This is a genomic window from Streptomyces sp. NPDC048353 (assembly GCF_055587165.1).
In genome coordinates, this window is the sequence record NZ_JBVJGU010000004.1 from 688907 (window position 1) to 712662 (window position 23756).

General features: G+C 75.8%; 14 protein-coding genes. 2 read left to right on the plus strand and 12 right to left on the minus strand.

The window, feature by feature from the left end; translation table 11 throughout:
* Positions 1-207 precede the first annotated feature (207 nt).
* Positions 208-429 carry a hypothetical protein gene (locus ACZ6RC_RS18270; RefSeq protein WP_469584151.1) on the plus strand — a complete coding sequence of 74 codons (222 nt, stop codon included), beginning with the start codon at positions 208-210 and terminating at the stop codon, positions 427-429.
* A 164-nt stretch (positions 430-593) separates the two neighbouring features.
* Positions 594-1040, plus strand: coding sequence for a hypothetical protein (locus ACZ6RC_RS18275; protein ID WP_469584153.1), 447 nt, complete (start codon positions 594-596; stop codon positions 1038-1040).
* Between the two features lie 330 nt (positions 1041-1370).
* On the opposite strand, the gene ACZ6RC_RS18280 is transcribed toward ACZ6RC_RS18275, so the two are convergent.
* From ACZ6RC_RS18280 to ACZ6RC_RS18335, 12 genes are all read right to left on the minus strand, one after another.
* Complete coding sequence (locus tag ACZ6RC_RS18280) at positions 1371-2120, minus strand: 4'-phosphopantetheinyl transferase family protein (RefSeq protein WP_469584156.1); 750 nt, start codon at positions 2118-2120, stop codon at positions 1371-1373.
* 29 nt (positions 2121-2149) lie between these two features.
* Positions 2150-3430 (minus strand): MFS transporter, encoded by a 1281-nt coding sequence (locus ACZ6RC_RS18285; protein ID WP_469584158.1) that lies wholly within the window; start codon positions 3428-3430, stop codon positions 2150-2152.
* On the minus strand, positions 3427-3657 hold the full coding sequence (locus ACZ6RC_RS18290) for a hypothetical protein (protein WP_469584161.1): 231 nt from the start codon (positions 3655-3657) through the stop codon (positions 3427-3429). The genes ACZ6RC_RS18285 and ACZ6RC_RS18290 overlap by 4 nt, the downstream gene beginning before the upstream one ends.
* Before the next feature lie 209 nt (positions 3658-3866).
* Positions 3867-5186, minus strand: coding sequence for a glutamate synthase-related protein (locus ACZ6RC_RS18295; protein ID WP_469584163.1), 1320 nt, complete (start codon positions 5184-5186; stop codon positions 3867-3869).
* On the minus strand, positions 5183-6181 hold the full coding sequence (locus tag ACZ6RC_RS18300) for an asparagine synthetase A (RefSeq protein WP_469584164.1): 999 nt from the start codon (positions 6179-6181) through the stop codon (positions 5183-5185). Before ACZ6RC_RS18300 ends, ACZ6RC_RS18295 begins: the two co-directional genes overlap by 4 nt.
* Positions 6182-6317: 136 nt before the next feature.
* Entirely contained in the window at positions 6318-7664 is a 1347-nt protein-coding gene (locus tag ACZ6RC_RS18305) for a methylaspartate mutase (protein WP_469584388.1), read from the minus strand.
* Between the two features lie 65 nt (positions 7665-7729).
* Entirely contained in the window at positions 7730-8275 is a 546-nt protein-coding gene (locus ACZ6RC_RS18310; protein WP_469584167.1) for a cobalamin B12-binding domain-containing protein, read from the minus strand.
* Positions 8276-8469: 194 nt separating this feature from the next.
* Positions 8470-8676, minus strand: coding sequence for an MbtH family protein (locus ACZ6RC_RS18315; protein ID WP_453616652.1), 207 nt, complete (start codon positions 8674-8676; stop codon positions 8470-8472).
* Positions 8673-14798 (minus strand): amino acid adenylation domain-containing protein, encoded by a 6126-nt coding sequence (locus ACZ6RC_RS18320; protein WP_469584171.1) that lies wholly within the window; start codon positions 14796-14798, stop codon positions 8673-8675. Before ACZ6RC_RS18320 ends, ACZ6RC_RS18315 begins: the two co-directional genes overlap by 4 nt.
* 404 nt (positions 14799-15202) lie before the next feature.
* Positions 15203-20647, minus strand: coding sequence for a condensation domain-containing protein (locus ACZ6RC_RS18325; RefSeq protein WP_469584174.1), 5445 nt, complete (start codon positions 20645-20647; stop codon positions 15203-15205).
* A gap of 10 nt (positions 20648-20657) precedes the next feature.
* Entirely contained in the window at positions 20658-22634 is a 1977-nt protein-coding gene (locus ACZ6RC_RS18330; RefSeq protein WP_469584177.1) for a non-ribosomal peptide synthetase, read from the minus strand.
* A complete protein-coding gene (locus ACZ6RC_RS18335) occupies positions 22631-23665 on the minus strand; it encodes a TauD/TfdA family dioxygenase (RefSeq protein ID WP_469584179.1) in 1035 nt (344 codons plus the stop codon). Before ACZ6RC_RS18335 ends, ACZ6RC_RS18330 begins: the two co-directional genes overlap by 4 nt.
* Positions 23666-23756 lie beyond the last annotated feature (91 nt).

Below are 23756 nucleotides of genomic sequence, written 5' to 3' on the forward strand. Positions count from 1 at the left end.
GCCCGCATCACCGTAGCCGTACCGCCGTACCCGTACCGCTGGAAATGCAGCGCCGTACCCGTACCGCGCCGCGCACCCGCCCGGCTCCGTACCGTCGCGAACTGCCGCTGCCGACTGCCGCCTTGGGGGCATCCGGGGTCCTACCGTCGGAGGTCGGCGGACAGCTCCGGAACAGCCGTGGCTGCGCCTTTCGCACCGGGAGTGCCCATGAAGAAGAACCGGCTGGCAGCGGGTGGCGCGGCGGTGGTGATCGCCGCGGGGATCGCCGTCGGCGCGGCGGCGCCGGCGAGCGCCGCCTCGGCCGAGCGGATCGGCTCCGTCCAGGAGCTGCACGTCCACCTGGCGAAGGCGGTGGAGCTGGAGGCGGCCCAGGCGGGCACGCTCGGCGACCCGGTCGGCCAGAAGGTCGCCGAGTCGGTCGAGAGCTGACGGCGGTGGGCACCGTGGGAGTCGCGCCGCGCGACGGCCGGCCCGCCGCGGCGGAGCCCGCCGGCGCGGAGTCCGGCCGACAGGACGGGAGCGGGCCCGATCAGGCCCCGCTCACCTGGTGTCCGAGCGGTGCCGCGGACCGCCCCGAGTCACAGGTACTCGGGGTGCGTTCCGGCGAGGACGGGCAGGTCGTGTACCTGGAGCGGCCGATTCCGGCCGCCGAGGCGCTCGGCGCCGTCCCGGCGGGCATCGAGCCGACCCGGGTGCTGAGGTTCGCCTCGCACTGCGTGTCGGCCTGCGCGCACCGGCGGGGCAACGACTGCACGCTCGTGGAGCGCGTACGGACTCTGCCGGCGGCCCGCGAGGAGCGGTCCGTCCCACGGTGCCACCTGCGCGGCCGGTGCCAGTGGTGGCAGCAGACCGGAGTCTCCGCCTGCCACCGCTGTCCGGCCGTGACCACCGCGACCTTCCAGGAGGACACCCTCGCCACCCTGGTCGCGGACCCGGCCACCACACCGGAACAGCTCACCGCCTGGATCGACGCCTCTCCGGACGGCCCCGGAAACGGGGAACCGGAGAACGAAGGACCCGCGGCGACCGACGGCCCGTGACCCACGGGCCGGCCCGGACCCCGGGCGATCCGGGGCGGGTGACGGCACCCGCAGACTGACGAGAACCCCACGACACGCGAAACGGCCGGTGCGTCCGGGAGGAACCCCTCCCGGACGCACCGGCCGTCGTCGTACACGCCCCCCGCAGCCCGCAGCCCGCAGCCCGCAGCCCGCAGCCCGCCGCGCACCGTGCACCGCGCACCGTGCAGGACCACCCCTGGGTCGGACGGCGTCCGCACGCGCGTCGAGGCCCCGCGCCCATCGGCGCGGGGCCTCGGATGTGTCCGGCAGACACCCCCTCGACGCGTCACGGGACTTCCGTATCCGGGGTCATCCCGGCGGGCTGGGGTCCGGAGCAGGATCCGGGGCGGGGTCGGCGAGCGCCAGGGCGGCGTGATGGCCCTCCGGGGCGAGGACGTCGCTGAGGGTCCAGCCCGGCGGCGCAGTCGGGACCGGGCCGGCACCGACGTAGTCGGCGGCCGGGTCGGCCGAGAGACCGACACCCGTGCCCTTGAGGTACGCCTCCTTCCGGGTCCACACCCGGGTGAAGGCCGGCGGCCGCTCGGCGGCGGGCAGCACGGCGAGTTCGGCGGCCTCCCGCGGGTGCAGCACGTCGGCCGTCTCGGCGATCGCCGCCGCGTCGGGCACCTGCTCCACGTCCACGCCCACCGGCGTCGACGCGAAGGCGAGCAGGCTCAGACCCTCGCAGTGCGAGAGGGAGAAGTGCAGGGTGCCGCCGGGCAGGACGGGGCGGCCGTGCGGCTCGTCGCAGTGCGCGCACGGGGCGCGCTCGACGACCACCTCACGGGCCGCCATGCCGAGGTACGCGCCCAGGAGCCGGCGCAGCGCGACGTGCGCACACACGTACCCGTCCCGGTCGGCGGCCCGTACGAACTCGGCGGCGCGCGCCAGCTCCACGGAGTCCAGCGTGCCGGGCGCGTGCCGGGCGGCGTGCGCCCGGTACTCGGTGGTGTCCACCAGCCACAGCCCCGGCCCCGCCGGGGTCAGGGCGGCGGTGGCGGGGCCCGCGCCGGACAGCCGGCGGGGGACCAGCAGCCGTCCGGTGGTGAGTGCGGCCATATCGGATGCCTCCAGTTCGGGTGGGCGGATCACGCGGGGGCGGGAACCGGGCTCTCGGCGGCCGGCTCGGGCCGCTGCCGCAGCGCGAGGAAGGCCGCGACCGGCGACACGGCGGCGATCGCCCCGCACAGCAGCCACGTCTGCTGCACGCCCAGCACCAGCGAGAGGGAGCTGAACAGCGCGATCGACAGCGGGGCGGTGCCGATCCCGGCGAGGGAGAGCGTGGACATCGCCGCCCCCATCCGGTCGGTCGGCGCCGCCTCCTGATAGAGCGTCACGATCGCCGGGCCGTTCAGCCCGGAGAGCAGACCGACCGCGGCGGCCACCAGGGTCAGCGACAGCGGAGTCGCCATCAGCGCCATCACCGTGATGCCGACCGCCAGGCCGGCCCCGGTCACGACCAGCCGGACGAACACCGGGATGCGGTGGGCGAAGGCGGCCCCGAGCGCACTGGAGCCCAGCGCCCCGACGCTGAAGGCCGCCAGCACCATGGCCACCGCTCCGACGCCCCAGCCGCGCTGGTGCACGAGCAGCGGCAACGCCACCTCCGCCGGCCAGCTGAACGCCATGTCCAGGCAGAGGGAGGCGACGAACATCCAGCGCAGCCGCGGATGCCGGGTCAGCAGCCGGAAGCCGTCCCCGGACCGTCGCAGCAGGGACGGGCCGCCCCGGCTCCTGGCCGGCCGGGTGAAGCCGCGAGTGACGTGGAGCAGGCAGCCGAGCCAGATCACGCCGGTGGCGGCGGCGGCCGCCATGGCCACCCACAGCTCGCCGACGGTGATCAGCCACGCGCCGGCCGGGGCGCCGAGGATCGGGGCGACCCGGAGGACCATCGCGTACGCCGAGTTGGCGCGCGCGAGCTGCCCGCCGCTCGCGAACCGCGGCAGCAGCATCCCGGAGGCGGGCCCGGCCAGCCCGAGCAGCATGCCCTCCACCAGGGCGATCGTCACCAGCGGCCACAACTGGTGGGTGGTAGCGGTGACGACCGCGCCGAACGCGAGCAGGGCGGCACGGGCGCTGGTGGTGCGCAGGAGGACGAACCGGGGCCCGAGGGCGTCGGCGACCGCCCCGCCGAAGATCAGCATCAGGGCGCGGGGCACGGTCGCCGCCAGCATCAGCAGGGTGACGGCCTTGGTGCCGCCGATCTGCACGGCCGTCCAGTTCATCGCGATGAGCAGTCCGAAGCTGCCGAGCTGGACCGCCGCCTGGCCGCCGACGAGCGCGCCGACCCGGCCCCAGGGCACGGCGGCGGCCGGCCCCGGCGCGGCGGGGGGAGCCGTGGAGGCGGGGGCGGGCGACGTGGTGGTCATGAGGGGGTCCTTCGGGTGGCGGGTGGGTGGGGGAAGGCGGCGGTGACGGCCCGTACGCCGGCCCGCTCGGCGGCGTGGGCGAGGGTGGCCGGCCCGGTCGGGGTGCCGAGCACCCGGAGCTCCAGGCGTCCGCCGAGATGCGCCCGGCCGGTACGGGCGAGCCGCCGGGCCGCGGCCTCCCCGGCGGCCCGGGCCGCGACGGCGGGGGCCCCGGGGGCCACCGTCACGCCGGGCAGTACTCCGTCCGGGAGGAACCGGGCCCGTACGGCGAACCCGGCGCCCGGACACGCGGGCAGCGGCCGGGGGGCGGCGGGCCTGGTCGGTGGCCCGTGGTGTCGCGCCCGGCGCCGACCGCTTTCCGGCGCTCCACCGAGCGAGCGCCGGGCCCGGAGGGACGCTCCCGCCCGTGGCCGGCTCCGCCCGTCCGGTCGGGCGGTCATGGGCGGGGTCCGGTGGGGACCGCGGGCGGGGTGGCGAGGGTGGCGGGGGCGGGGGGCCAGAGGTCGGCCCGGCTCAGGGCCGAGGGGCTGTACTGCCCCAAGGCGCTGACCAGCAGGCGGACTTCCAGCGCGAGCGCCTCCGCCAGCCGGGACAGGCCGTGTTCCCGGTCCTCGTCCACGGCGAGCAGGGCCGCCCGGCCGAGCCCCACCGCGGTGGCGCCCAGGGCCAGCGCGCGGACCGCGCGCCCGCCCTCCCACATCCGCCCGGAGGCCAGCAGGCTCGCCCCCTCGGGGCGGTCGATCGCGTCCAGACAGGCGGCCAGGGGCAGCCCTACGCCTTCCAGGAACACCCGGGGCGCCCAGCCGGTGCCGCCCTCGGCGCCGTCCACCGTGACCGCGTCCGCCCCGGCCGCCCACGCCGTCGCGGCGGCGGTGGCGATGTCACGGCCCGGGTGGAACTTCACCCACGTACGGGCGAGCGGGAAGTTGTTCCGCATGAAGCGCAGTTGCTGACGGACGATCTCCTCGGTGAACGTGCCCGGGGTCGCGCAGCGCAGTCGCACCCCGTCCGGCCCCAGCTCCTCGCCGAGGGCGAACTTCCCTGAGGCCGCCAGCCGTTCGGCCTCCGCCGCGCCGACCACGGTCATCCCGCCGAGCCCCGGCTTCGCGCCCTGGCCGATCTTCAGCTCGAAGCCGAGCCGCCCCGAGTCGCGCAGGGCCCGCGAGGCCGGGTCGCTGTAGAGGAGGTTCCACACCTCGGAGTCGGCGTCCTCGGTGGACTGCTGCACCACGACGCCGCCGGCACCGTCGGCCGCGGCTTCCGTGTACGCCTCCACCCGGGCCAGCAGCACCGAGCGGTAGCCGTGCACCGGCACCATGTTCTCGCCGATGACCATCGGGATGCCGAGCCGTCCCGCCTGCCGGGCCGCCGCCACCGCCAGATCACCGCTTCCGGCCCGTGTCGAGCCGAACGCCGAGAGATACACGGGGAGTCGGGAGGCGAAGCCGCCGATGCCGGTGCGCAGGTCCACGTCTCCGTGGCCGGGCTCCCGGCCGAGTTCGATGAGCTTCTCCAGCCGTCGGGGCATGAAGACCGGCGGTGCCAGGCGCAGCGCGTCCAGCTCGTCGAGGACGGCGGGCGGGACGGCGGCCCCGGACGGGCCGGTCGCGGTCGACGCGGCCCCGGCGGGGTGGGCGCCGAACAGCGCCGACCCGTACGCACCGGCCGGCGGGAAGACCTCCGCCGCGCCCCGGCGCGCCCGTGCCCGGACCGCCTCCTCGGGGAAGCCGCCGGCCGTCAGGGAGGGGGTGTTCACGGCGCGATCACCCCCGGCAGCTTCGGGTAGGCGCTGACCTGCCACAGGGCGTCCAGACCGGTCAGGAAACGGACCAGCCGCTGGAGGCCCATGCCGAAGCCGGCGCTGGGCGAGAGCCCCTCGCGCGCCAGGTCGAGGTACCAGGCGTACTTGGCCGGGTTCTCGCCGCTCTCCCGCATTCGGGTGACGATCGTCGGATAGTCGGCCTCCCGCTCGCTGCCGCTCACCAGCTCGCCGAAACCGCCGTGCGCGATGAGGTCGAAGTTGCGCAGCACACCGGGCCGTTCGGGATCCTCCCGGTCGTAGAAACCGCGCGAACCCTTCGGGTAGTCGTTGACGAAGAAGGGGCAGCCCGCCTCCTCGGAGAGGATCCGCTCGGCCTCCCAGTCGATCTCCCCGTCCGGACTCTGGGCGTGGCCGAGCGCGGCCAGCCGCGCCACCGCCTCCTCGTGCGTGCACGCCTCGAACTTCCCGGCCCGCAGCTCGGCGAACGCCCCCTCGTCGCGCCCCAGTTCACGCAGGACGTCGGGAACGGCCGTCCAGACGTGCTCCACGACCCGGGCCAGCAGCCCGGCGGCGATCTCCTGCGCCTCCTCCCGGCTCGCCCCGGCCATCTCCACGTCGATCTGGTGGAACTCCACCAGGTGCCGGCCCGTGCCGGCGGTCTCAGGCGGCTCCACCCGCACGTTCGGGGCGATGTAGAACAGCCGCGGGAAGCCGCGCAGCGAGGCCTGCTTGTACAGGATCGCGCTGGTCATCAGCTTGTACGGGCGGCCGTAGTAGTCCACGTCGAGCGCCTTGGCGCCCCGGCCGCCGGGGTCGGTGACCGGCCCGATCAGCGGGGGGAGCAGCTCGGTGAAGCCCTCGCCGCGCAGGAACTCCCGCGCCGCGTACAGCGCTTCCTGCTGGACCAGCATCGCGGACCGCAGACGCGGCGACGCCAGGTGCTCGCCGAGGGAGGGAGGGGCGGGAGCGGGGGTGCGGGCGTGTTCCATGTCGGTCTACTCCAGAGGGTCGGGGAGGCGGCAGGGGCAAGGTCAGGCGGGAGGAAGAGGACCGGGCGAGCGAGCCGACGCCGTCCGGTCAGCCGGTCAGACGGTCAGACGGTCAGACGGTCAGACGGTCTGCCGGTCAGGCGGGTGGGGCGAGGTCGGGCGGGGGCGCGGCAGTCGGCGCAGGCCCGGGCGGTGACGCGGTGTCGTAGCGGGCCGCGACACCGTGCAGTGCGGCCAGCAGCCCGTCGGAGGTCAGCGGAGTGCGGCCGCCGGGGGCCGCGTACGGCGGTACGGGCATCGACCCGGTCTCCGCCCAGCGCAGCCGGCCACCGGGGTCGACGAAGCTGCGGGAGCGGCCCGCGTTGTCGGGGTGCAGGCAGTACGGCACGTCCAGGACCCCGCGCGCGAAGGCGGTGCGCAGCGCCCGGCCGAGGTCGGTGCCGAGGTCGAGGACGGCGTCCACGAAGGCCCGGGCCTCCCGGTACACCTCGCTGTCGGCCTCGAGCGCCGCGGCGACCGTGGCATCCGCCGGCGCCGCGAGCTCGGCGCTCGCCGCGGCCGTCTCCAGGGCGCGGACGTTCTCCCGTACGGTCGGGATGCGGTGCGCCTCGGCCGCCGTCTTGACGATCAGCCGCTGCGCCCCGGCGTGGACGGCGAGCCGCGCGGAGTCCTCCAGGAGCCGGGTCGCGCCGTGTGCGGTCCGGGGGAAGACCCCCATGTAGGTGTAGAGGACGACGTGCCGGTCGGTGTCCGGGGGCAGCAGTTCGGCGGCCAGCCGGTGGAGGGCCCGGACGGCCCCGGCGTCCTGCACGGGGTCGGTCTGCTGGGCGTAGCTGAGCGAGACGCTGCGGATGCCGTGCCGGGTGAAGAACAGCGCCTCCAGCACGCTGAGCGCCACCAGGAGTCCGGGCGGGCAGAGCTGTCCGAGCATGCAGCCGCCGAAGCTCTCCAGGTGCGGCACGCGTGGCGCGGGCGCCAGGGCCGCGAGGAGTTCGCAGGCCCGCGCCCAGTTGTCCACGGACCGGGCCAATGGCGTACGGCCGTAGGGGAGGCAGTAGGAGACGGGGCCGCCCTCGGTCGCGTCCAGGCCGGCGGCGGCGAGGGCCCGGACGATGGCCTCCGGCCGCGAGGAGCCGTGGCGCACCTGGACGGGGAAGGCGGGGCCGAGGATCCCGTCGAGCATGGCGCGGGTGCGTTCGGCGGGGTGGGCGGCGATCGGGTACCCGTTGAGGGGGGCGCCCTCCGCGAGGGCCGCGCGGGCCGCCGCGTGGTCGCCGACCCGGGTGTAACTGTCGATGGTGAGGGTGCCGACCGTGACCGCCGCGGCGGCCCGGGTGGCGGCCAGTCCGGCCCGCATCCGCTCCGGGGTGTCGAAACCCATCCGCGGCTGGACCACGAGCCGGCCGGCCGCGGCCGCCCGGGCGACGAACCCGCCGAAGGAGAGCGGGCCGGGCGGGCCCGGAGGAAGGGGCGCCCGGGGCAAGGGGAGGGGGAGGGGGTCGTCCCGGTGGTCGTCCACCGGGACCGCGAGCAGCCCCCCGGCCGTCCTCACGCCACGGCCCCCGACGCCACCGGCACCCGCTCGGGCACGACCGGCACCCGCTCGGACGCCACCGGCACCCGCTCCGCGGAGACCGGAACGGCGGGGAGTGCGGCCACGGGTGCCGCGTCGTCGTCGGCCGGGTCGGCGGGGACGAGCGCGGCCGTGAACGCACGCAGGGCCTGGACGTCGCCGTCGTCGAACACGGCGGAGCAGCCGGCCTCAAGCAGCATGTTCCGCCGCTCCTCGTCGGCCCGCCCGGCGACGCCCAGCTTGCCTCCGACGACCACCGGGACCCGAACTCCGGCGGCCCGCAGGGCGCGGACGGCGGAGAGGCCGTCGCGGTAGCCGTGGCCGTTGACGCTGCTGATGACGACCAGGTCGGGCCGGGGCTCCGCGCAGGCCGCCACGAGCAGCTCGTCGGGGACGCAGGGTCCCAGGCCGGTCACCTCATGGCCCTGCTCCTCCAAGAACAGCCGAAGGTAGACGAGATTCCAGGTATGGGAATCCGACGCCGTACCGGTCAGCAGTACCTTCACACTCCGTCGTCGCATGCCCCCAATATAGGAACGGCCAAGGAGGGAAAGAGGAAGTTGCGGCGGCAGAAAGGGCGGAAACCTAAGCCGCCGGCGACCGGAGAGCTCCGGTTGCCGAGGGCGGGCGGAAAGCTCGGAGAAAAGCATCGAGCCGCGGTCCGGACATGATCCGGACCGCGGCTCTCGGTCGTGCAGGTACTCCGATATTCCCGTCAGGCGTACTGGGCGAGCAGGCTCTTGGGCCGGATGTCGGTCCAGTTCGCCTCGACGTACGCCAGCGCCTCGTCCCTCGGGCCGGCCCCCCACACACTGTCCCAGCCTGCGGGAACCTCGATGAACACCGGCCACAGGGCATGCTGGCCCTCGGCGTTGACCACCACGTGGAAGCTGCCCTCGGTGTCGTCGAAGGGATTCGTCATGACAGACTCCTCATTTTCTCGGAAAGGATACGGCCGATCATTTCAAGGGGTTCCGGTTCGCCCATCCGCGTGTGGATGACGGGAATGGTGTGCTTCTCCACGACCCCGTCCACATAAGGGATCCAGGAGTCGGAAAGAATGTTCTCGGGGGCGCCTTCTCCCTGCGCCGCGAAGAAAAGCATGTCCGTCGTCACCGGGCGCGGCGCATAAAGGTTCATGATTTCTGCATGGTCGATGGAGGCGCCGATCACCGAGCGGATCTCGCCGTCCGAGAATCCGCCCAGGACGGGGTCGGTCTCGCGGACGAGCCCGATCAGGCCCTCCACGTCGAAGGGGGCGTCCGCGGGCTCGTCGGCGGCGTCGCCGACCAGCATCTCCCGCTTCTGCGCGGGGGTCATCCGCCGGCGCTCCGGCTCCGTGGGCAGCAGGTGGACGTCCATCATGGCCAGCAGCTCGGTCCGCTCGCCGAGTCCGGCCAGCCGTACCGCGAGCGCGTGAGCGACGGTTCCGCCGAACGACCAGCCGAGGAAGCGGTACGGGCCGTGCGGCTGGACGCGCCGGATGTGCGCCAGATAGTCCTCGACCATCGCCTCCACGGACTCCGGGCTGTGCCCGAGCTCCGAGAGTGCCCGCGCCTGGATCGCGTACAGCGGCTGGTCCGGGCCGAGATGCCGGGCCAGACCCACGTACGACCATCCCACGCCGGTACCGGGATGGATCGCGAACAGCGGCCGCCGGGTGCCGCCCGGCTGGAGCGGCAGCAGCACCCCCATCGGGTCGAAGCCCGAGGGCTCGTCGGCGAGCAGCCCGGCCACCGTCGGCGTACGGAACAGGTCCCGGACGCCCAGCTCCAGGCCGAGCGCCGTCCGCATCCGGCTCACCAGCCGGACCCCGAGCAGCGAATGCCCGCCCAGCGTGAAGAAGTTGTCGTCGATCCCGACCCCGCGGATCCCGAGGACGTCCTCGAAGAGTCCGCACAGCACCTCCTCGCGCGGGGTGCGCGGCGGACGCCCGGACGGGGCCGCCGCCGGTGCGGGCGCCGGCAGCGCCTTCCGGTCCGGCTTGCCGTTCACGGTCAGGGGGATCTCGTCCAGCAGGACCGCCGCCGCCGGCACCATGTGCTCGGGCAGCTCACCGCCCGCCCAGCGCAGCAGCTCCTCCGCGGTGAGGGAGTGGCCGGCGCGCGGCACCGCGTACGCCACCAGGCGCTTGCCGCCCGGGCCGTCGTCGAGGACGACCACGGCGACGCGCCCCACGCCCGGATGGCGGGCCAGCGTCTCCTCGATCTCCCCGGGCTCGATCCGGAACCCGCGCAGCTTGATCTGCCCGTCCGCCCGCCCCACGAAACGCAGTTCGCCGTCGGCCGTCCAGTGCACCAGGTCACCGGTGCGGTACATCCGGCTGCCGTCCGCGGCGAACGGGTCGGCCACGAACCGCTCCGCGGTCAGCCCCGGCCGGCCCAGATAGCCGCGCGCCACCTGCACCCCCGCCAGGTACATCTCCCCGGCGACCCCCACCGGCACGGGCCGCAGCCGCTCGTCAAGGACGTGCACCCGCGTGTTGTCCAGCGCGGCCCCCAGGAACACGCCGGGCAGGACGCGGCAGTCGCGGTCAAGCCGCTGGTGGTGCGAGGCGAACGTGGTCTCCGTCGGACCGTAGCTGTGCACCAGCACCGTGTCCGGGCAGTGGTCCAGGACCCGCTGCAACGCGGCGGGGGAGGCCACGTCCCCACCGGTCCACACCTCGTCAAGCAGCTTCAGGGTGTCGAGACCCTCGTCGGCCATGATGTGGAACAGCCCCATCGTGAAATAGGCCGCGGTCACCCCGTGGGCCCGGATCGCGTGGTCGAGCTCGGCGAGGTCCGTGCCCGAGCCGGGCGCGAAGACCAGCTCGCCGCCGTTCAGCAGCGGCACCCACAACTCGTACGTGGAGGCGTCGAACCCGATCGCCGAATGCACCAGCATCCGACGGTGGTTGCGGTGGTTCCAGCAGCGGTCCGTGACCAGCTCCACCACATTGCGGTGGGTGACCCCGACGCCCTTCGGCCGGCCGGTCGACCCCGACGTGAACATCACGTACATCAGGGCGTCCTCGCCCACCGGCACCCGCGGGTCGCCGCGGCGGCGGTCCGGCACCGGCGTGTCCGCCGACAGCACTCGTACCCCCGCCGCCAGCTGCCCCGCCACCGGAGCGCCGTCGGCGTACATCTCCTGGGTGACGAGCACCCGCGCCCCCGAGTCCTCCATGATCATGGCGATGCGGGTCTCCGGCAGCCGGGGGTCCAGCGGGACGTACGCCGCCCCGCACTTCAGGGCCGCCAGCGCCGCCACCAGCAGGTGCGGGGTGCGGTCGAGGAGCAGCCCGACCGCGCCGTGCGGCCTCGTCCCGGCCTCGATCAGCCGGTGCGCCAGGGCGTTCGCCCGGGCGTTCAGCTCGGCGAAGGTCAGCGTCTCGTCCTCGTACCGCACCGCGATCGCCCGCGGTGTGCGGCGCGCCTGCTCCTCGAACCGCTCGTGCACCAGACCGGGTTGCACCCGGGGCACCGCCGTGGCGTTGTAGGCCGCCAGCCGGTCCGTCTCCCGCGCCGACAGCAGCGGTACGTCCCCGATCCGCGTCCCCGGCTCTGCCGCCACCACCCGCAGCAGCCGTGCCACGTGCGCCGCCAACTGGGCCGCCGTGGCCGCGTCGAAGAGGTCCGCGGCGTACTCCAGGACCCCCGCCAGGCCGGCCGGGTCTCCGTCCGTGTCCCGGGTCTCCCGCAGCGCCAGCGTCAGGTCGAACTTGGTGAGCCCCGACGCGGCGCCCAGCGCCGTGCCGGCCAGCGGCGAGTCCGCCGGGGCGGTCCGCTCGGCCGGATGCACCTGCACCATCACCTGCACCAGCGGGTGGTGGGCGGTGGAGCGCACCGGGTTCAGCTCCTCCACCACCAGGTCGAAGGGGAGCTGCTGGTGGGCGAAGGCCGCCAGATCCGTCTCCCGCACCCGCCGCAGCAGCTCGGTGAAGGACGGATCACCCGAGGTGTCGGTCCGCAGCACCAGCGTGTTGACGAAGAACCCGATCAGCTCGTCGAGCGCCTGGTCGTCCCGGCCCGCGACCACCGTGCCCAGCGGCAGATCGGTGCCCGCGCCGTGCCGGGTCAGGACGGCGGCGAGGGCCGCCTGCACCACCATCAGCATCGTCGCGCCGTGCTCCAGGGCCAGCGCCTCCAGCCGGGCGTGGACCTCCGCGTCCAGGCCGGGGACCGGCGTGGCACCGCCCCGGTGCGTGGCCTCCGCCGGGCGGGTCCGGGCCGGCGTCAGCTCCAGGACGGGCGGCGCACCGGCCAGCCGGTCCCGCCAGAACGCGGTCTGCTCCGCCGCCTCGGGGCCGGCCAGCATCCGCTGCTCCCACAGGGTGTAGTCGGCGTACTGCACCGGCAGCGGATCCCAGGCGGGGGCCGCGCCGCCGAGCCGGGCCGCGTACGCGGCGGCGAGACCGTCCAGCAGGGGCCGCGCCGACCAGCCGTCGGCGGCGATGTGGTGCACGAGCACCACGAGGGTCTGCGCCCCCGGCTCGGCGTCCTGCTGTGCTTTCCCCGCCCCGGCGTCTCGGGACGCGTTCCCCGGTGCTGCGGTCCGTCGTCCTTCCGCGTGTCCCGGCTCCGGGGTGGTCTCGATCAGCCAGGCCCGGAACGGAATCTCCCGGGCGAGGTCGAACACGTATCCCGCCGCCGCGTCCACGGCGGCCGCCAGCCCCCCGGCGTCCGTCGTCACGACGTCGAGCACCGGTCGGACGTTCTCCCGCACCTCCTGGTACGGCTGACCGTCCACCGCCGGATACACCGTGCGCAGCACCTCGTGCCGTTCGGCCGTGTCGGCGAGCGCCCGGGCCAGAACTCCGGCGTCCAGGGGCCGGTCGGGCCGCAGCACGAACGGGATGTTGTACGAACGGCCGGGTCCCTCCAGCTGGTCGACGAACCACAGCCGGCGCTGTGCGTACGAGAGGGGCAGCCGCTCCGGCCGCTGTGCGCGGGGCACGGCGGCCAGCGGGGGACGGCCCCCGGCCGCGACCGCCGCACCCGCCGTACCCGGTGCGTCCGGTGCGCCGGCCGACGCGGCGGCGAGGCGGACGGCCAGCCGGGCGGGGGTCGGCGCGAGGAACAGGTCCCGCAGCCGGAGGTCCGCCCCGAGGACGGCGCGCACGCGGTTCATCAGCCGTACGCCCGCCATCGAGTGGCCGCCGACGGCGAAGAAGTTGGCGTCCGGGCCGACCTCCTCCCGGCCGGTGATCTCGGCGAAGATCCCGCACAGCGCGGTCACGACGGCCGGATCGGCCGTGGTCTCCCCGACGGCCCCCGGCGCGGCCCCGGGCCCCCGGCCCCCGTCGGACTCCTCCGCTCCGTCCGGCCCCGCCAGGACCGTGGTCCGCGACGGGCGGGCGGCCAGCGACTCCCGCTCGGCCGCCGACAGCAGGGGTACGGAACGCACCGGCACGTCGCCGCCGTCGGCGAAACGGCCCAGCGCCCGGACGTAGGCGTCGAGCAGCAGCCGGGCCGTGGCGGCGTCGAACAGGTCCTCGGCGTAGCTCCACCACAGCTCAAGCCCGCCGTGCCCGGGGCGGGCGACGACCGTGACGGCGAGGTCGAACTTGGCGGCGTCCAGACCGGTCTCCTCGTACCGGCCGCCGAGGGTGTCCCCGATCCGCACCGCCCGCGCGTCCGCCCCCGCCGCCTCTTCCTGGACGGCGAGGGTCACCTGGAACAGCGGGTTGGCGCCGGGCGCCCGGCGCGGGTTGAGCAGCTCCACCAGCCGGTCGAAGGGCAACTCCTGATGGGCGTACGCCCCCAGCGCGGCCTCCCGGGCCCGGGCCACCAGTTCGGCCGGTCCCGCCTCCCCGGAGACGTCGGTGCGCAGCACAAGGGAGTTCACGAAGAAGCCGACCAGCTCGTCGAGGGCCTCGTCGGAGCGCCCGGCCACCGGGGTGCCGATCGCCACGTCGGGTCCGGCGCCGCAGGCGTCCAGAGCGGTGGCGAGGGCCGCCTGGGCCACCATCAGCAGACTGGCGTCCGCGCCGGCGGCCCGGGCCGCCAGCCGCGCGTGCGTCTCGCCGTCCAGCTCGGCGGTGAGCGTGCCGGCCCGGCCGCTCGGGGCGGCGGGCCGCGGCCGGTCGGCGGGCAGGTCGAGCAGGGGAGGCACACCGGCGAGGGCGCCCCGCCAGTAGGCGGCGAGCTCCGTGTCGTCGGCGAGCAGCTCCTGCTGCCACAGGGTGTAGTCGGCGTACTGCACCGGCAGGGGCTCCCAGCCGGGCTCGTGCCCGACGAGGCGCGCGTCGTAGGCGACGCCGAGGTCCCGCAGCAGCGGGCCCACCGACCAGCCGTCGGTCGCGATGTGGTGCGCGAGCAGAACCAGCACGGCGCCGCCCCCGTCCTCCGCGCCGTCGCCGTCCGGCAGGAACAGGGCGGCTCGCAGCGGGAGTTCGGCTGCCAGGTCGAAGGTGCCGGAGGTGAAGCGGGCGACCTCGGCGGACACGTCGGCGGGCCGGCAGGCACGCACCGTGAGCGTCGGGCGCGGCCGGTCGAGGACGAGCTGGCGCGGCTCACCGGCGTCGTCCGCCGGGTACAGCGTGCGCAGCACCTCGTGGCGTTCCACCACGTCGCCTAGCGCCGCCGCCAGCGCGTCCCGGTCGGGGACGGAGTCCAGACGGACCACCAGCGGCAGGTTGTAGGTCGCGGCCGGACCCTCCAGGCGGTGGAGGAACCAGAGCCGACGCTGCGCGAACGACAGGGGTACGCGGTCCCCGGCCGCCGGCCCGACCGCACCGAGGTCCACGGCCGCACCGGCGGACAGGGCCGGCAGCAACTCCCGCAGCTCCGGCGCCTCGGCGGCCTCGTCGCGGACCGAACGGAGCGCCGCCAGGAGCGCGACGGCCCGACCGATGCCGGTCTCGGCCCCGCCCTCGGCCTCCGCCGGACCCTGCGCCCGGTCCGCGCGCAGGGCCACGGCCAGGGCCAGCTGCCCGTACGTCATCCGGCGCTCACCGTGCACCAGCGCGACCCGCTCGGGACCGGCGGCGACCTGCGCGTCGAACCGGTCCAGGGGGCCGGACCCGGAGGCGGCAGAGGCGGGGGGAGCGGTCGAGGGCATCGCGTGGCCTCCAGGTGAGGGGTGAGAGGGGTCCGGGATCGGGACCTCCTCCCGACTCCGCCCACCACGCTACGAGCGCGACCACCCCGCGGCGGGCAGTCCCCGCGGCAGCTCCCGCCCCCTCCACTGCCGCCCGGAACTGCCCCCCCGGGGCACGGCGGGCGGGACTCCGGACGACCCGACGGGTGCGCGTCCGCTCCGTGCACCGAAGGGCATCCCTCCGCGTGCCGTGCGAGGAGCCGGCGTCGGGACGGCACGCGTACGGGCACGCCGAGAGCCCGCCCGAGGACGGGCGGGCTCTAGGGGGGTGTCTGGCAATTCCCCGTGGTCGCGATGACCGGCACCCACGCTCGCCGCGTCGGCGTCCGGCCGACGGGGGTCGCCACCGGCCGCTGAAGGTCCCGTCAGCGCTGCGGTACGCGCGTGCCCGCGCGGGTGCGGCGGCGCAGGGCGGGGACCGACGGAGGGCCGGGGGCGGCCGCGAGCAGGGCGGCCAGGGCGACGGGGGTGGGATGGCGGAAGACGTCCCGGAGCGTCAGTTCGCGGCCCAGCTCCGCGCGGACCCGGTTCAGTAGGCGCACCGCGAGCAGGGAGTGCCCGCCCGAGCGGAAGAAGTTCGCGTCCGCGGACATCTCCTTGCCGTCGAGGACCTCGCTGAACAGCTCCACCAGCCGGGGCAGCGGACCCCCCGGCGTCGGCGGCGCCGGCGGTTCCTGCCCGGTGGCGGTCACCACCGGCACCGCGTACTCCGGCAGCCGGTCCGCCGCCCACGACTGCGCCTCGGCCTCCGTGACCGAGCCCGTCACCCGGGCCACCAGCCTGCCCTCCGCGAGGGACACCTCGGCGTCCGTGACGCCGGGCAGGCCTTCGAGGACCTGCCGTACGTGCCCCAGGTCGACGCGGTAGCCCGCCACGGTGGCGTACGGTCCACGGCCCGGCCGCCCGGGCCCCTCCGGGAGGACGCCGAGGCGGGCCGCCGGGTCCGCCGCGAAGAGCGCCAGCGCGTGCTGGAGGAGACCCGCCAGCCGCTCCGCGCCGGCCGCGCCGTACAGGTCGGTGGCGTACTCCAGTACTCCGTCCAGACCTCCGTGGTCCGCGCTGCCGGTCAGGGCGAAGGTCAGATCCGCCTTGGCGGTGTGCGCCCCGAACGGCAGCGCCTCGCCGGCGAGCGGACCGCCCGGGGCACCCGCCGGGCCCGCCCCGCTCGCACCAGCCGGGTCCGCGTCCTGGTCGACCCGGAGCATCACCTGCACCAGCGGGTGGTGCGCCGACGACCGGTGCGGGTTGAGGTGTTCGACGACCAGGTCGAAGGGCACCTCCTGGTGCGCGTACGCCGCCAGGTCGGCCTCCCGGACCCGTACGAGCAGATCCGCGAAGCAGGGGTCGCCGGATGTGTCGGTGCGCAGGACCAGGGTGTTGACGAAGAACCCGACTAGCTCGTCGAGCGCCTGGTCGTCCCGGCCCGCGACCACCGTGCCCACCGCCACGTCGGGACCGGCCCCGCAGCGGGCGAGGACGGCCGCGAGCGCCGCGTGGACCACCATGAAGAGGGTGCTGCCGGTGTCCCGGGCGATCCGTTCCAGGCCGCCGCGCACGGACGCCGGGACGGTGAAGCCGGTGACCGCGCCCCGCCCGGAGGGCACCGGGGGCCGGTGCCGGTCGGTGGGCAGGTCGATCAGCGGCGGGAGCCCGGCCAGGGCGCGCTCCCAGAAGCCCAGCCGGGCCTCCGGGCCGGAGACGAGCAGGTCCCGCTGCCAGAGGGTGAAGTCGGCGTACTGGACGGGCAGCGAGGCCCAGGAGGGGGCCGCACCGGAGGCCCGCGCCGTGTAGGCCGTGCCGAGGTCGGCGAGGAGGCGCCGCGTCGACCAGCCGTCGGCGGCGATGTGGTGGAGCAGCAGGACGAGGGTCTGCCGGCCGGAGCCGTCGGACGGCAGGAACAGCCAGGCGCGGAACGGCAGGTCGTGCGCCAAGTCGAAGACATGACCGGCCGCCGCGTCCACGGCCGCCGCCGGGTCGGCGGGGAAGCCGAGCTCGAGCGGCGGGCGGGCCCCGTCGAGGACCACCTGGAAGGGCTCCCCGCCCTCGGCCCGGTACACCGTGCGCAGGACCTCGTGCCGCTCGGCGACATCGGCGAGCGCGGCGGCGAGGGCGGCCGGATCGAGCGGCCGGTCGACCCGCCGGACCAGGGCGATGTTGTAGGTCGCGGAGGGCCCCTCCAGCTGGTCGGTGAACCACAGGCGGCGCTGGGCGTACGACAGCGGGATCCGCTCCGGACGGTCGGCCGCCGGGCGGAGCGGCGGCCGGTCATCGCCGCCTTCCATGCCGGCCTCGGGAGCGTCGGCACCCGGGTGGCCCGCGGGAAGGCGGTGGTGCAGCGCCTCGGGGGTCGGGGCGAGGAACAGGTCCCGGATGCCGATCCGCACGCCCAGCACCTCCCGGGCCCGGTTGACCAGCTTGCTCGCGAGCATCGAATGGCCGCCGGTACGGAAGAAGTTGTCGTCGGCGCGCACCTCGACCCGGCCGAGGATCTCCGCGAACAGGCCGCACAGCAGCTCCACCCGGGGATGCCGGCTCCCGGCGCCGTGGCCGTCGGCCCGCTCCCGCGAGGCCGCTCGTGCGGCCGCGGCCTCGGCGGCGACCCGTGCCGCCTTGGCGAGCCGCTCCCGGCGGACGGCGAGTCCGGCCGCCTCGGCCCCGGTGAGGAGGCCGAGCGTGCTCAGGGGCCGGGCGGGGTCGGTGGCGAAGGCGGTGAGCGTACGGGCGTACACGTCCAGGAGCAGTCGGGCCGTGTCCTGTTCGAAGACGTCCTCGGCGTACCCGAGGAGCAGCCGCAGGCCGCCGTCGGGCTCCGGGGCGCAGTGGACGCTGAGGTCGAACTTGGCCGCCCCCAGGTCGACGGTGCCGGCCCGGGCGGTGAGCGGGCCGAGCCGGGCCACGTCGTCGCCTGCACCGGGGGAGGCGACCGTCAGCATGACCTGGAAGAAGGGGTGTTCGCCGAGGGCCCGTCCGGACGCGCCGGTCAGCCGCTCCACCAGGACGTCGAACGGCAGGTCCTGGTGGTCGAAGGCGGCCAGGTCGACGTCCCGTACCCGGTCCACCAGGGCCGCCGCCGTCGGATCACCGGACGTGTCGGCGCGCAGCACCAGGGAGTTGACGAAGCAGCCGACCAGGTCGTGCAGCGCCTCGTCCGAGCGGCCGGCGACCGGGGTGCCGATCGCCAGGTCCTCTCCCGCACCTGTCGCGGCGAGCGCGGCGGCGAGGGCGGCCCGCGCCACCATGAAGAGGCTGGCCCCCCGGTCCCGGGCGAGCGCGGTCAGCCCGCTCCACGTCCCGGGTTCGAGCCGGGCGCCGACGGTCCCGCCGCGGCCGCCGGGCTCGGCGGGCCGGGGCCGGTCGTACGGCAGCGCGGTCCGCTCAGGCAGTCCGGCCAGCGCGGCCCGCCAGTGGCCCAGCAGGCCTTCCGGGTCGGAGAGGAGGTCGCGCTGCCACAGCGCGTAGTCCGCGTAGGTGAGGGGCAGCGGCTCCCACCCGGGTCCGCGGCCGCCCAGGCGGGCGGTGTAGGCCACGTCCAGGTCGTGCAGGAGCGGTTCCAGGGACCAGCCGTCCACGGCGATGTGGTGGACGAGCAGGACCAGCGCGCAGGCGCCGCCGGCTCCGTCCGCGCTCCCCGGGCCGGTGGTGAACAGCCGGGCCCGCAGCGGCACCCCGTCGGTCACGTCGAGCGGCGTACGCCCGAACCCGGTGACGGCGGCGTCGAGTGCGGCCGCGTCGGCGCACCGCACGGTCTCCAGGCCGAGGGAGAAGTCCTCCCTGACGAGCTGGTACGGCTCGCCGTCCACGTGGGGGTAGGCGGTGCGCAGCACCGGGTGCCGCGCGATCAGGTCGGCGAGCGCCGCGCCCAGCGCCCCGGCGTCGGGCTCCCCGTCCAGGCGCAGCACGACGGGGGCGTTGTAGGTGGCCGAGGGGCCTTCGATACGGGCCAGGAGCCAGAGCGCCCGCTGCGCCGCCGACAGCGGCAGCCGGGCCGGACACTCACCCTCCGGCACCGGACGCGGCGCGGACCTGGCGGCGACCCCGGCCCCGGTCCCGTCTTCGGTTCCGTCGGTGGAGGCGCTCCTGGAGCGGGCCGCCTCCGTGAGCCGGCGGTGCAGGGCGGCCGGGGTGGGCGCCAGGAACAGGTCCCGTATGCCCAGTTCGAGCCCCAGGACGGACCGGACCCGATTGACCAGCCGGCCCGCGAGCATCGAGTGCCCGCCCGTCCGGAAGAAGTTGTCGTCGGGCCCCGCCTGCGCGCGGCCCAGCACCTCGGCGAACAGCCCGCACAGGATCTCCTCCCGTGGGCCGCCCACGTCCCGGCGCCCCGGACGCGCCGCCTGCGTCCCGGGCCGCTCGGCCGCCGCCGCAGTCGCCGACCGCGCCACGGCCAGGGCCTCGTGCCGGGCCGCCAGCCCGGCCCGCTCCTCGGCGGTGGTCAGCGACAGCGCGCCGAGCGGCCGGTCGGCGTCCCGGGCGAAGGCCTCCAGAGCCCGGACGAACAGGTCCAGGAGAAGCCGCGCGGTCGACGCGTCGAACAGGTCGACGGCGTAACCCAGCGCGAGGTCGAGCCCGTCAGGGGAGCCGTCCGGAGCCGTGCCCTGGGCGCAGGAGAAGGTGAGGTCGAACTTGGCGGCCCCCAGGTCGGCGGTGCCCGGCCGACCGGTGAGGTGCGGCCCGAGCGGGACCGGGCCGGCGCCCTCGGCGCCGTCGACGGTCAGCATCACCTGGAAGAGCGGGTGATGGCCGAGGGACCGCTCCGGCGCGAGCCGCTCCACCAGCAGCTCGAACGGCAGGTCCTGGTGCTCGTACGCGGCCAGGTCGGCGTCCCGGACCCGCTCCAGCAGGGCGGCGGCGCTCGGATCGCCGGAGAGGTCCGTCCGCAGCGCCAGGGTGTTGACGAAGAACCCGACGAGTTCGTACAGGTCCTCCTCGGGCCGCCCGGCGACCGGGGTGCCGATCACCAGGTCCTGCCCGGTCCCGGCCGCCGAGAGGGCGACCGCGAGCGCCGCCCGTACCGCCATCGGCAGGGTCGCCCGGTGCCGCCGGGCGAGGGCGAGGAGGGCCCGGTGGGTGCCGGCCGGGACCCGGACCGTGAGCGTGCCGCCGCGCCCGGAGGGCTCGGCCGGGCGAGGCCGGTCCGCGGGCAGGGCCGCCACTTCGGGGGCCCCGTCGAGGTGCCGCTTCCAGTGGTCCAGCTGCTCCGCCGCCAGGCTCTCGGGGTCGTCGGGGTCACCGAGGAGTTCCCGCTGCCACAGGGCGTAGTCGGCGTACCGGACCGGCAGGGGCTCCCACGCGGGCGCCCGGCCCGCGAGCCGGGCGCGGTAGGCGGTGTCGAGGTCACGCAGCAGGGGGCGTACGGACCAGCCGTCCGTGGCGATGTGGTGGATCAGCAGCACCAGGACGGAGCCGTCTCCGCCCCGCGCCTCCGGACGTCCGGCGCCCGGCCCCTCGGTCGGCCCCTCCGAGGTGAACAGGGCGACCCGCAGGGGGAGTTCGCGGGTCACGTCGATCGGCTCGCGGACGAACGCCGCCACCCGCGCCTCCCGTTCGGCGGCCGGGCACCGGACGACCTCGGGCGGCGGGACCGCGCCCGCGCCCCGGACCTCCTGCCGGGGCGCGGCGTCCGGGCCGGCCGGCAGGACGGTGCGCAGCACCTCGTGCCGCTCGACCAGATCGGCGAGGGCCGCGCCGAGCACCGCCGGATCGGGCGTCCCGTCCAGGTGCAGCACCACCGGGGCGTTGTAGGTGGCGGATGGGCCTTCCAGCCGCCCGAGGAACCACAGGCGGCGCTGGGCGAACGACAACGGGGTCACGGTCATGTCCTCAGGCGTCGTGGGCTGCGACGAGCCCGTCGATGTGGGCGGCGAGGTCCCGCAGCCGCGGGTTGGCGTAGACGGCCTTCACCGGCAGGGCCACGCCCAGCTCGGCCCGTACCCGCGACACGAGCTTGATCGCGAGCAGCGAATGGCCGCCCAGCTTGAAGAAGTTGTCCTCGGGGCCGATGGCCTCGGCGCCGAGCACGGCCGTCCACACCCCGGCGATCAACGCCTCGGAGGCGGACAGTCCGTCGCCGGCCGACGTCGCTCCCGGCCCGGCGGGCCCGGATCCGGAGCCGGTCGGGGAGTCCGGCCCCGCGGGCCTCGGGGCGGCCGCCTGCGGCGGTTCGGGCAGCGCCGTCCGGTCCAGCTTGCCGTTGACGGTCGTCGGGAAGCGCTCCAGGGGGACGAGGACGGCGGGCACCATGTACGCGGGCAGGGAGGCGGCGAGCCGCTCCTTGAGGGCGGCCTCGGTGACGGGCCCGGTGGCCCGGTAGTAGGCGACGAGGCCGGGCGCGCCGTGCACGTCCTCGCGCAGGACGACGGCGGCCTCGGCGATCGACCCGTGGGCGGTCACCGCCGCCTCGATCTCGGGGAGTTCGATGCGGAAGCCGCGCAGCTTCACCTGGCCGTCCGCCCGGCCCAGGTAGCCGAGCCGGCCGCCGGGAAGGACCCGCACCAGGTCTCCGGTGCGGTACATGCGCCCGCCCGGCTCGGCGTCGGGGCCGAGGTCGGCGGTGAACCGCTCGGCGGTCAGACCGGGGCGACGGCGGTATCCACGCCCCACGCGCGGTCCCGCGAGGTACAGCTCGCCGACACCGTCCTCGCCGACCGGCTGGAGCTTCTCGTCCAGGACGCGCATCCGCAGACCCGGCAGGACGGCGCCGATGTGCGGGGCCGCGGCCTCCCCGGCCGCGGTCTCGATCCAGCCGGCGGTGGCGTCCACGGTGCACTCGGTGGGTCCGTAGAGGTTGACGGCGCGGACCGCGCCGGTCGCGGCGAGGGCCGAGATCCGCGACCACAGGGCCGGGCTGATCGCCTCCCCGCCGATCAGCAGCGTCAGGGGGCCGGCGCCGGGGCCCGGGTCCCCGCCGGCGCCGAGGAGTTCCAGCAGCGGGTCGGCGTGCGAGGGGGTGAGGTCCAGGTCGGTGAGGGCCTCGTCCGCCACCAGCGCGGCGAGCAGCGCCGGGTCGGCGCGCGTCTCGTCGTCGATCATCACCAGCGTGTCGCCGCGGCAGACACGGGTCCACTGCTGCACGGAGGCGTCGAACGAGGGGGAGGCGTTCCAGCCGACCCTGCCGCCCTCGGTCACGGCGATGCCCGCGTCCTCCAGCTCCGCGAGCAGCCGGGAGGCGGCCTCCCGGCCGATCTCGACCCCCTTGGGGCGGCCGGTCGAACCGGAGGTGTAGATGACGTACGCCAGGGTGTTCCCGGTCACCGGCGCCGGCCGGTACGCGGGGGCGGACGAGGTGGCGGTGGAGGCGGTGCCGTCGGCGAGCAGCTCCGCCAGGTCCAGGTGCGGGACGCCGGGCGACTGCGGCGTGCCGTCCGGGCCGCCGCCCAGGGTGACGACGGCGTCGGCGCCGGAGTCCTCGACCAGATAGCGGCGCCGGTCGGCGGGAAGCCTCGGGTCGACCGGGAGATAGGCGGCGCCCGCGGTGAGCGTACCGATCAGCGCGGACACCAGTCCCGCACCGCGCGGCAGGCAGAGCGCCACCACGCTCTCGGGGCCGACGCCGAGCGCGGCCAGCCGGCCCGCGATCCGCATGGCGTCGGCGCGCAGCTCGTCGAAGGTCAGCTCGCGGTCGGCCGCGACCACGGCGGCACGGCCGCCGGGGACGGCGGCCAGCCGGTCCAGCAGGTCGGCGGGAGCCGGCCGCACGGCGGCGCTGTCGGCGCCGGTGTCGGCGGTGGCAGGGGGGAAGGCGGGGCCGAGGGGGGTGCGGGCGCGCTCGGGCAGGACGGCGGTCATGGCGGTGGTCACTTCCCGAAGACGGTGGTGGACGGCTGGGTGGCGGGAGAGCAGTCGGCGAGCGCGACCGGCTCGCCCATGGCGACGAGGATCTTCCGGTCGCCCTTGAACGCCTCGCGGCCGTGGGCGCACAGGATGTTGTCGACGAGCATCAGGTCGCCGCGCTGCCAGGTCTCCCGGCGCGTCACCCGGTCGTAGACCTCGTTGACGGTGTCGACCTCGGCGTCCGTGAGCCGGGTCCCGTCGCCGAGGTAGGTGTTGAACGGCAGGCCGTCCTCGCCGTACGTCTCGACGAGCACGTCGCGGACGTCCGGGTCGAGGGTGCGGCTGTTCCAGAAGGCGAAGTGGTTGAACCACACCCGCTCCCCGGTCACGGGGTGCGTGACGATCGCCGAGCGGCGCTGCCGGGTGACGAGGGAGTCGTCGTCCGGCCACTCGTAGCCGATGGTGTTCTCGTCGCAGTACGCCTCGGTGACCGCCTTGTCCTCGGTGGCGAAGGTCTTGTACCAGGGCAGCCCGGCCAGTTCGGAGTAGTTGCGTACGAGCAGCCAGCCGGCCCGCTCGAAGCGGGCGCGCAGCTCCGCCGGCAGCAGCCGCAGGGCCTCGCGCATGTCGCCGACGGTGGTGGCCCCGCCCTCCTCGGGGGCGGTCACGCAGCCGAACAGCAGGACGCCGGGGAAGTCCAGCGTGTAGCTGTTCTCGTTGTGCAGCCGGATCGGCTGGGCGGCGGGCAGATCGGTGGACGAGAAGACGCCCTCGCCGAAGTCGGTGCGCGGGGTGGCCTTCTCCTTGTAGCCGGCGCGCTGTTCGATCAGCGCGTCACGAGCGGTGGCGAAGGTGGCCGCGTCGGTGACCGGCAGGCCGCGCAGCAGTACCGCGCCGGAGCGCCGCAACTCCGCCTGGATCGCGGCTCGGTGGGCGGTCAGCCAGGCCGCCGCGGCGGCGATGTCCGAGTGGCCGGGGGTGACCAGGACGGCCGGCTTGCCGGGCTCGCGGATCACGGTCGGGTCGGTGGAGGCGGGGGCATCGGCGTAAGTCGTCATCGGAACAGTCCTCTGCTGCGGGAAGAGCACGGAAGCGGATCGGAGGCGGAGCGGAAGCCGGTCGGTAGCCGGTCGGAGGCGGGAAGGGACG

Coding starts and splice junctions, on each gene's coding strand:
- ACZ6RC_RS18270 (WP_469584151.1), top strand. CDS start 208: ATGAAGAAGAACCGGCTGGCAGCGGGTGGCGCGGCGGTGGTGATCGCC.
- ACZ6RC_RS18280 (WP_469584156.1), bottom strand. CDS start 2,120: ATGGCCGCACTCACCACCGGACGGCTGCTGGTCCCCCGCCGGCTGTCC.
- ACZ6RC_RS18285 (WP_469584158.1), bottom strand. CDS start 3,430: ATGACCACCACGTCGCCCGCCCCCGCCTCCACGGCTCCCCCCGCCGCG.
- ACZ6RC_RS18300 (WP_469584164.1), bottom strand. CDS start 6,181: ATGGAACACGCCCGCACCCCCGCTCCCGCCCCTCCCTCCCTCGGCGAG.
- ACZ6RC_RS18310 (WP_469584167.1), bottom strand. CDS start 8,275: ATGCGACGACGGAGTGTGAAGGTACTGCTGACCGGTACGGCGTCGGAT.
- ACZ6RC_RS18315 (WP_453616652.1), bottom strand. CDS start 8,676: ATGACGAATCCCTTCGACGACACCGAGGGCAGCTTCCACGTGGTGGTC.
- ACZ6RC_RS18320 (WP_469584171.1), bottom strand. CDS start 14,798: ATGCCCTCGACCGCTCCCCCCGCCTCTGCCGCCTCCGGGTCCGGCCCC.
- ACZ6RC_RS18335 (WP_469584179.1), bottom strand. CDS start 23,665: ATGACGACTTACGCCGATGCCCCCGCCTCCACCGACCCGACCGTGATC.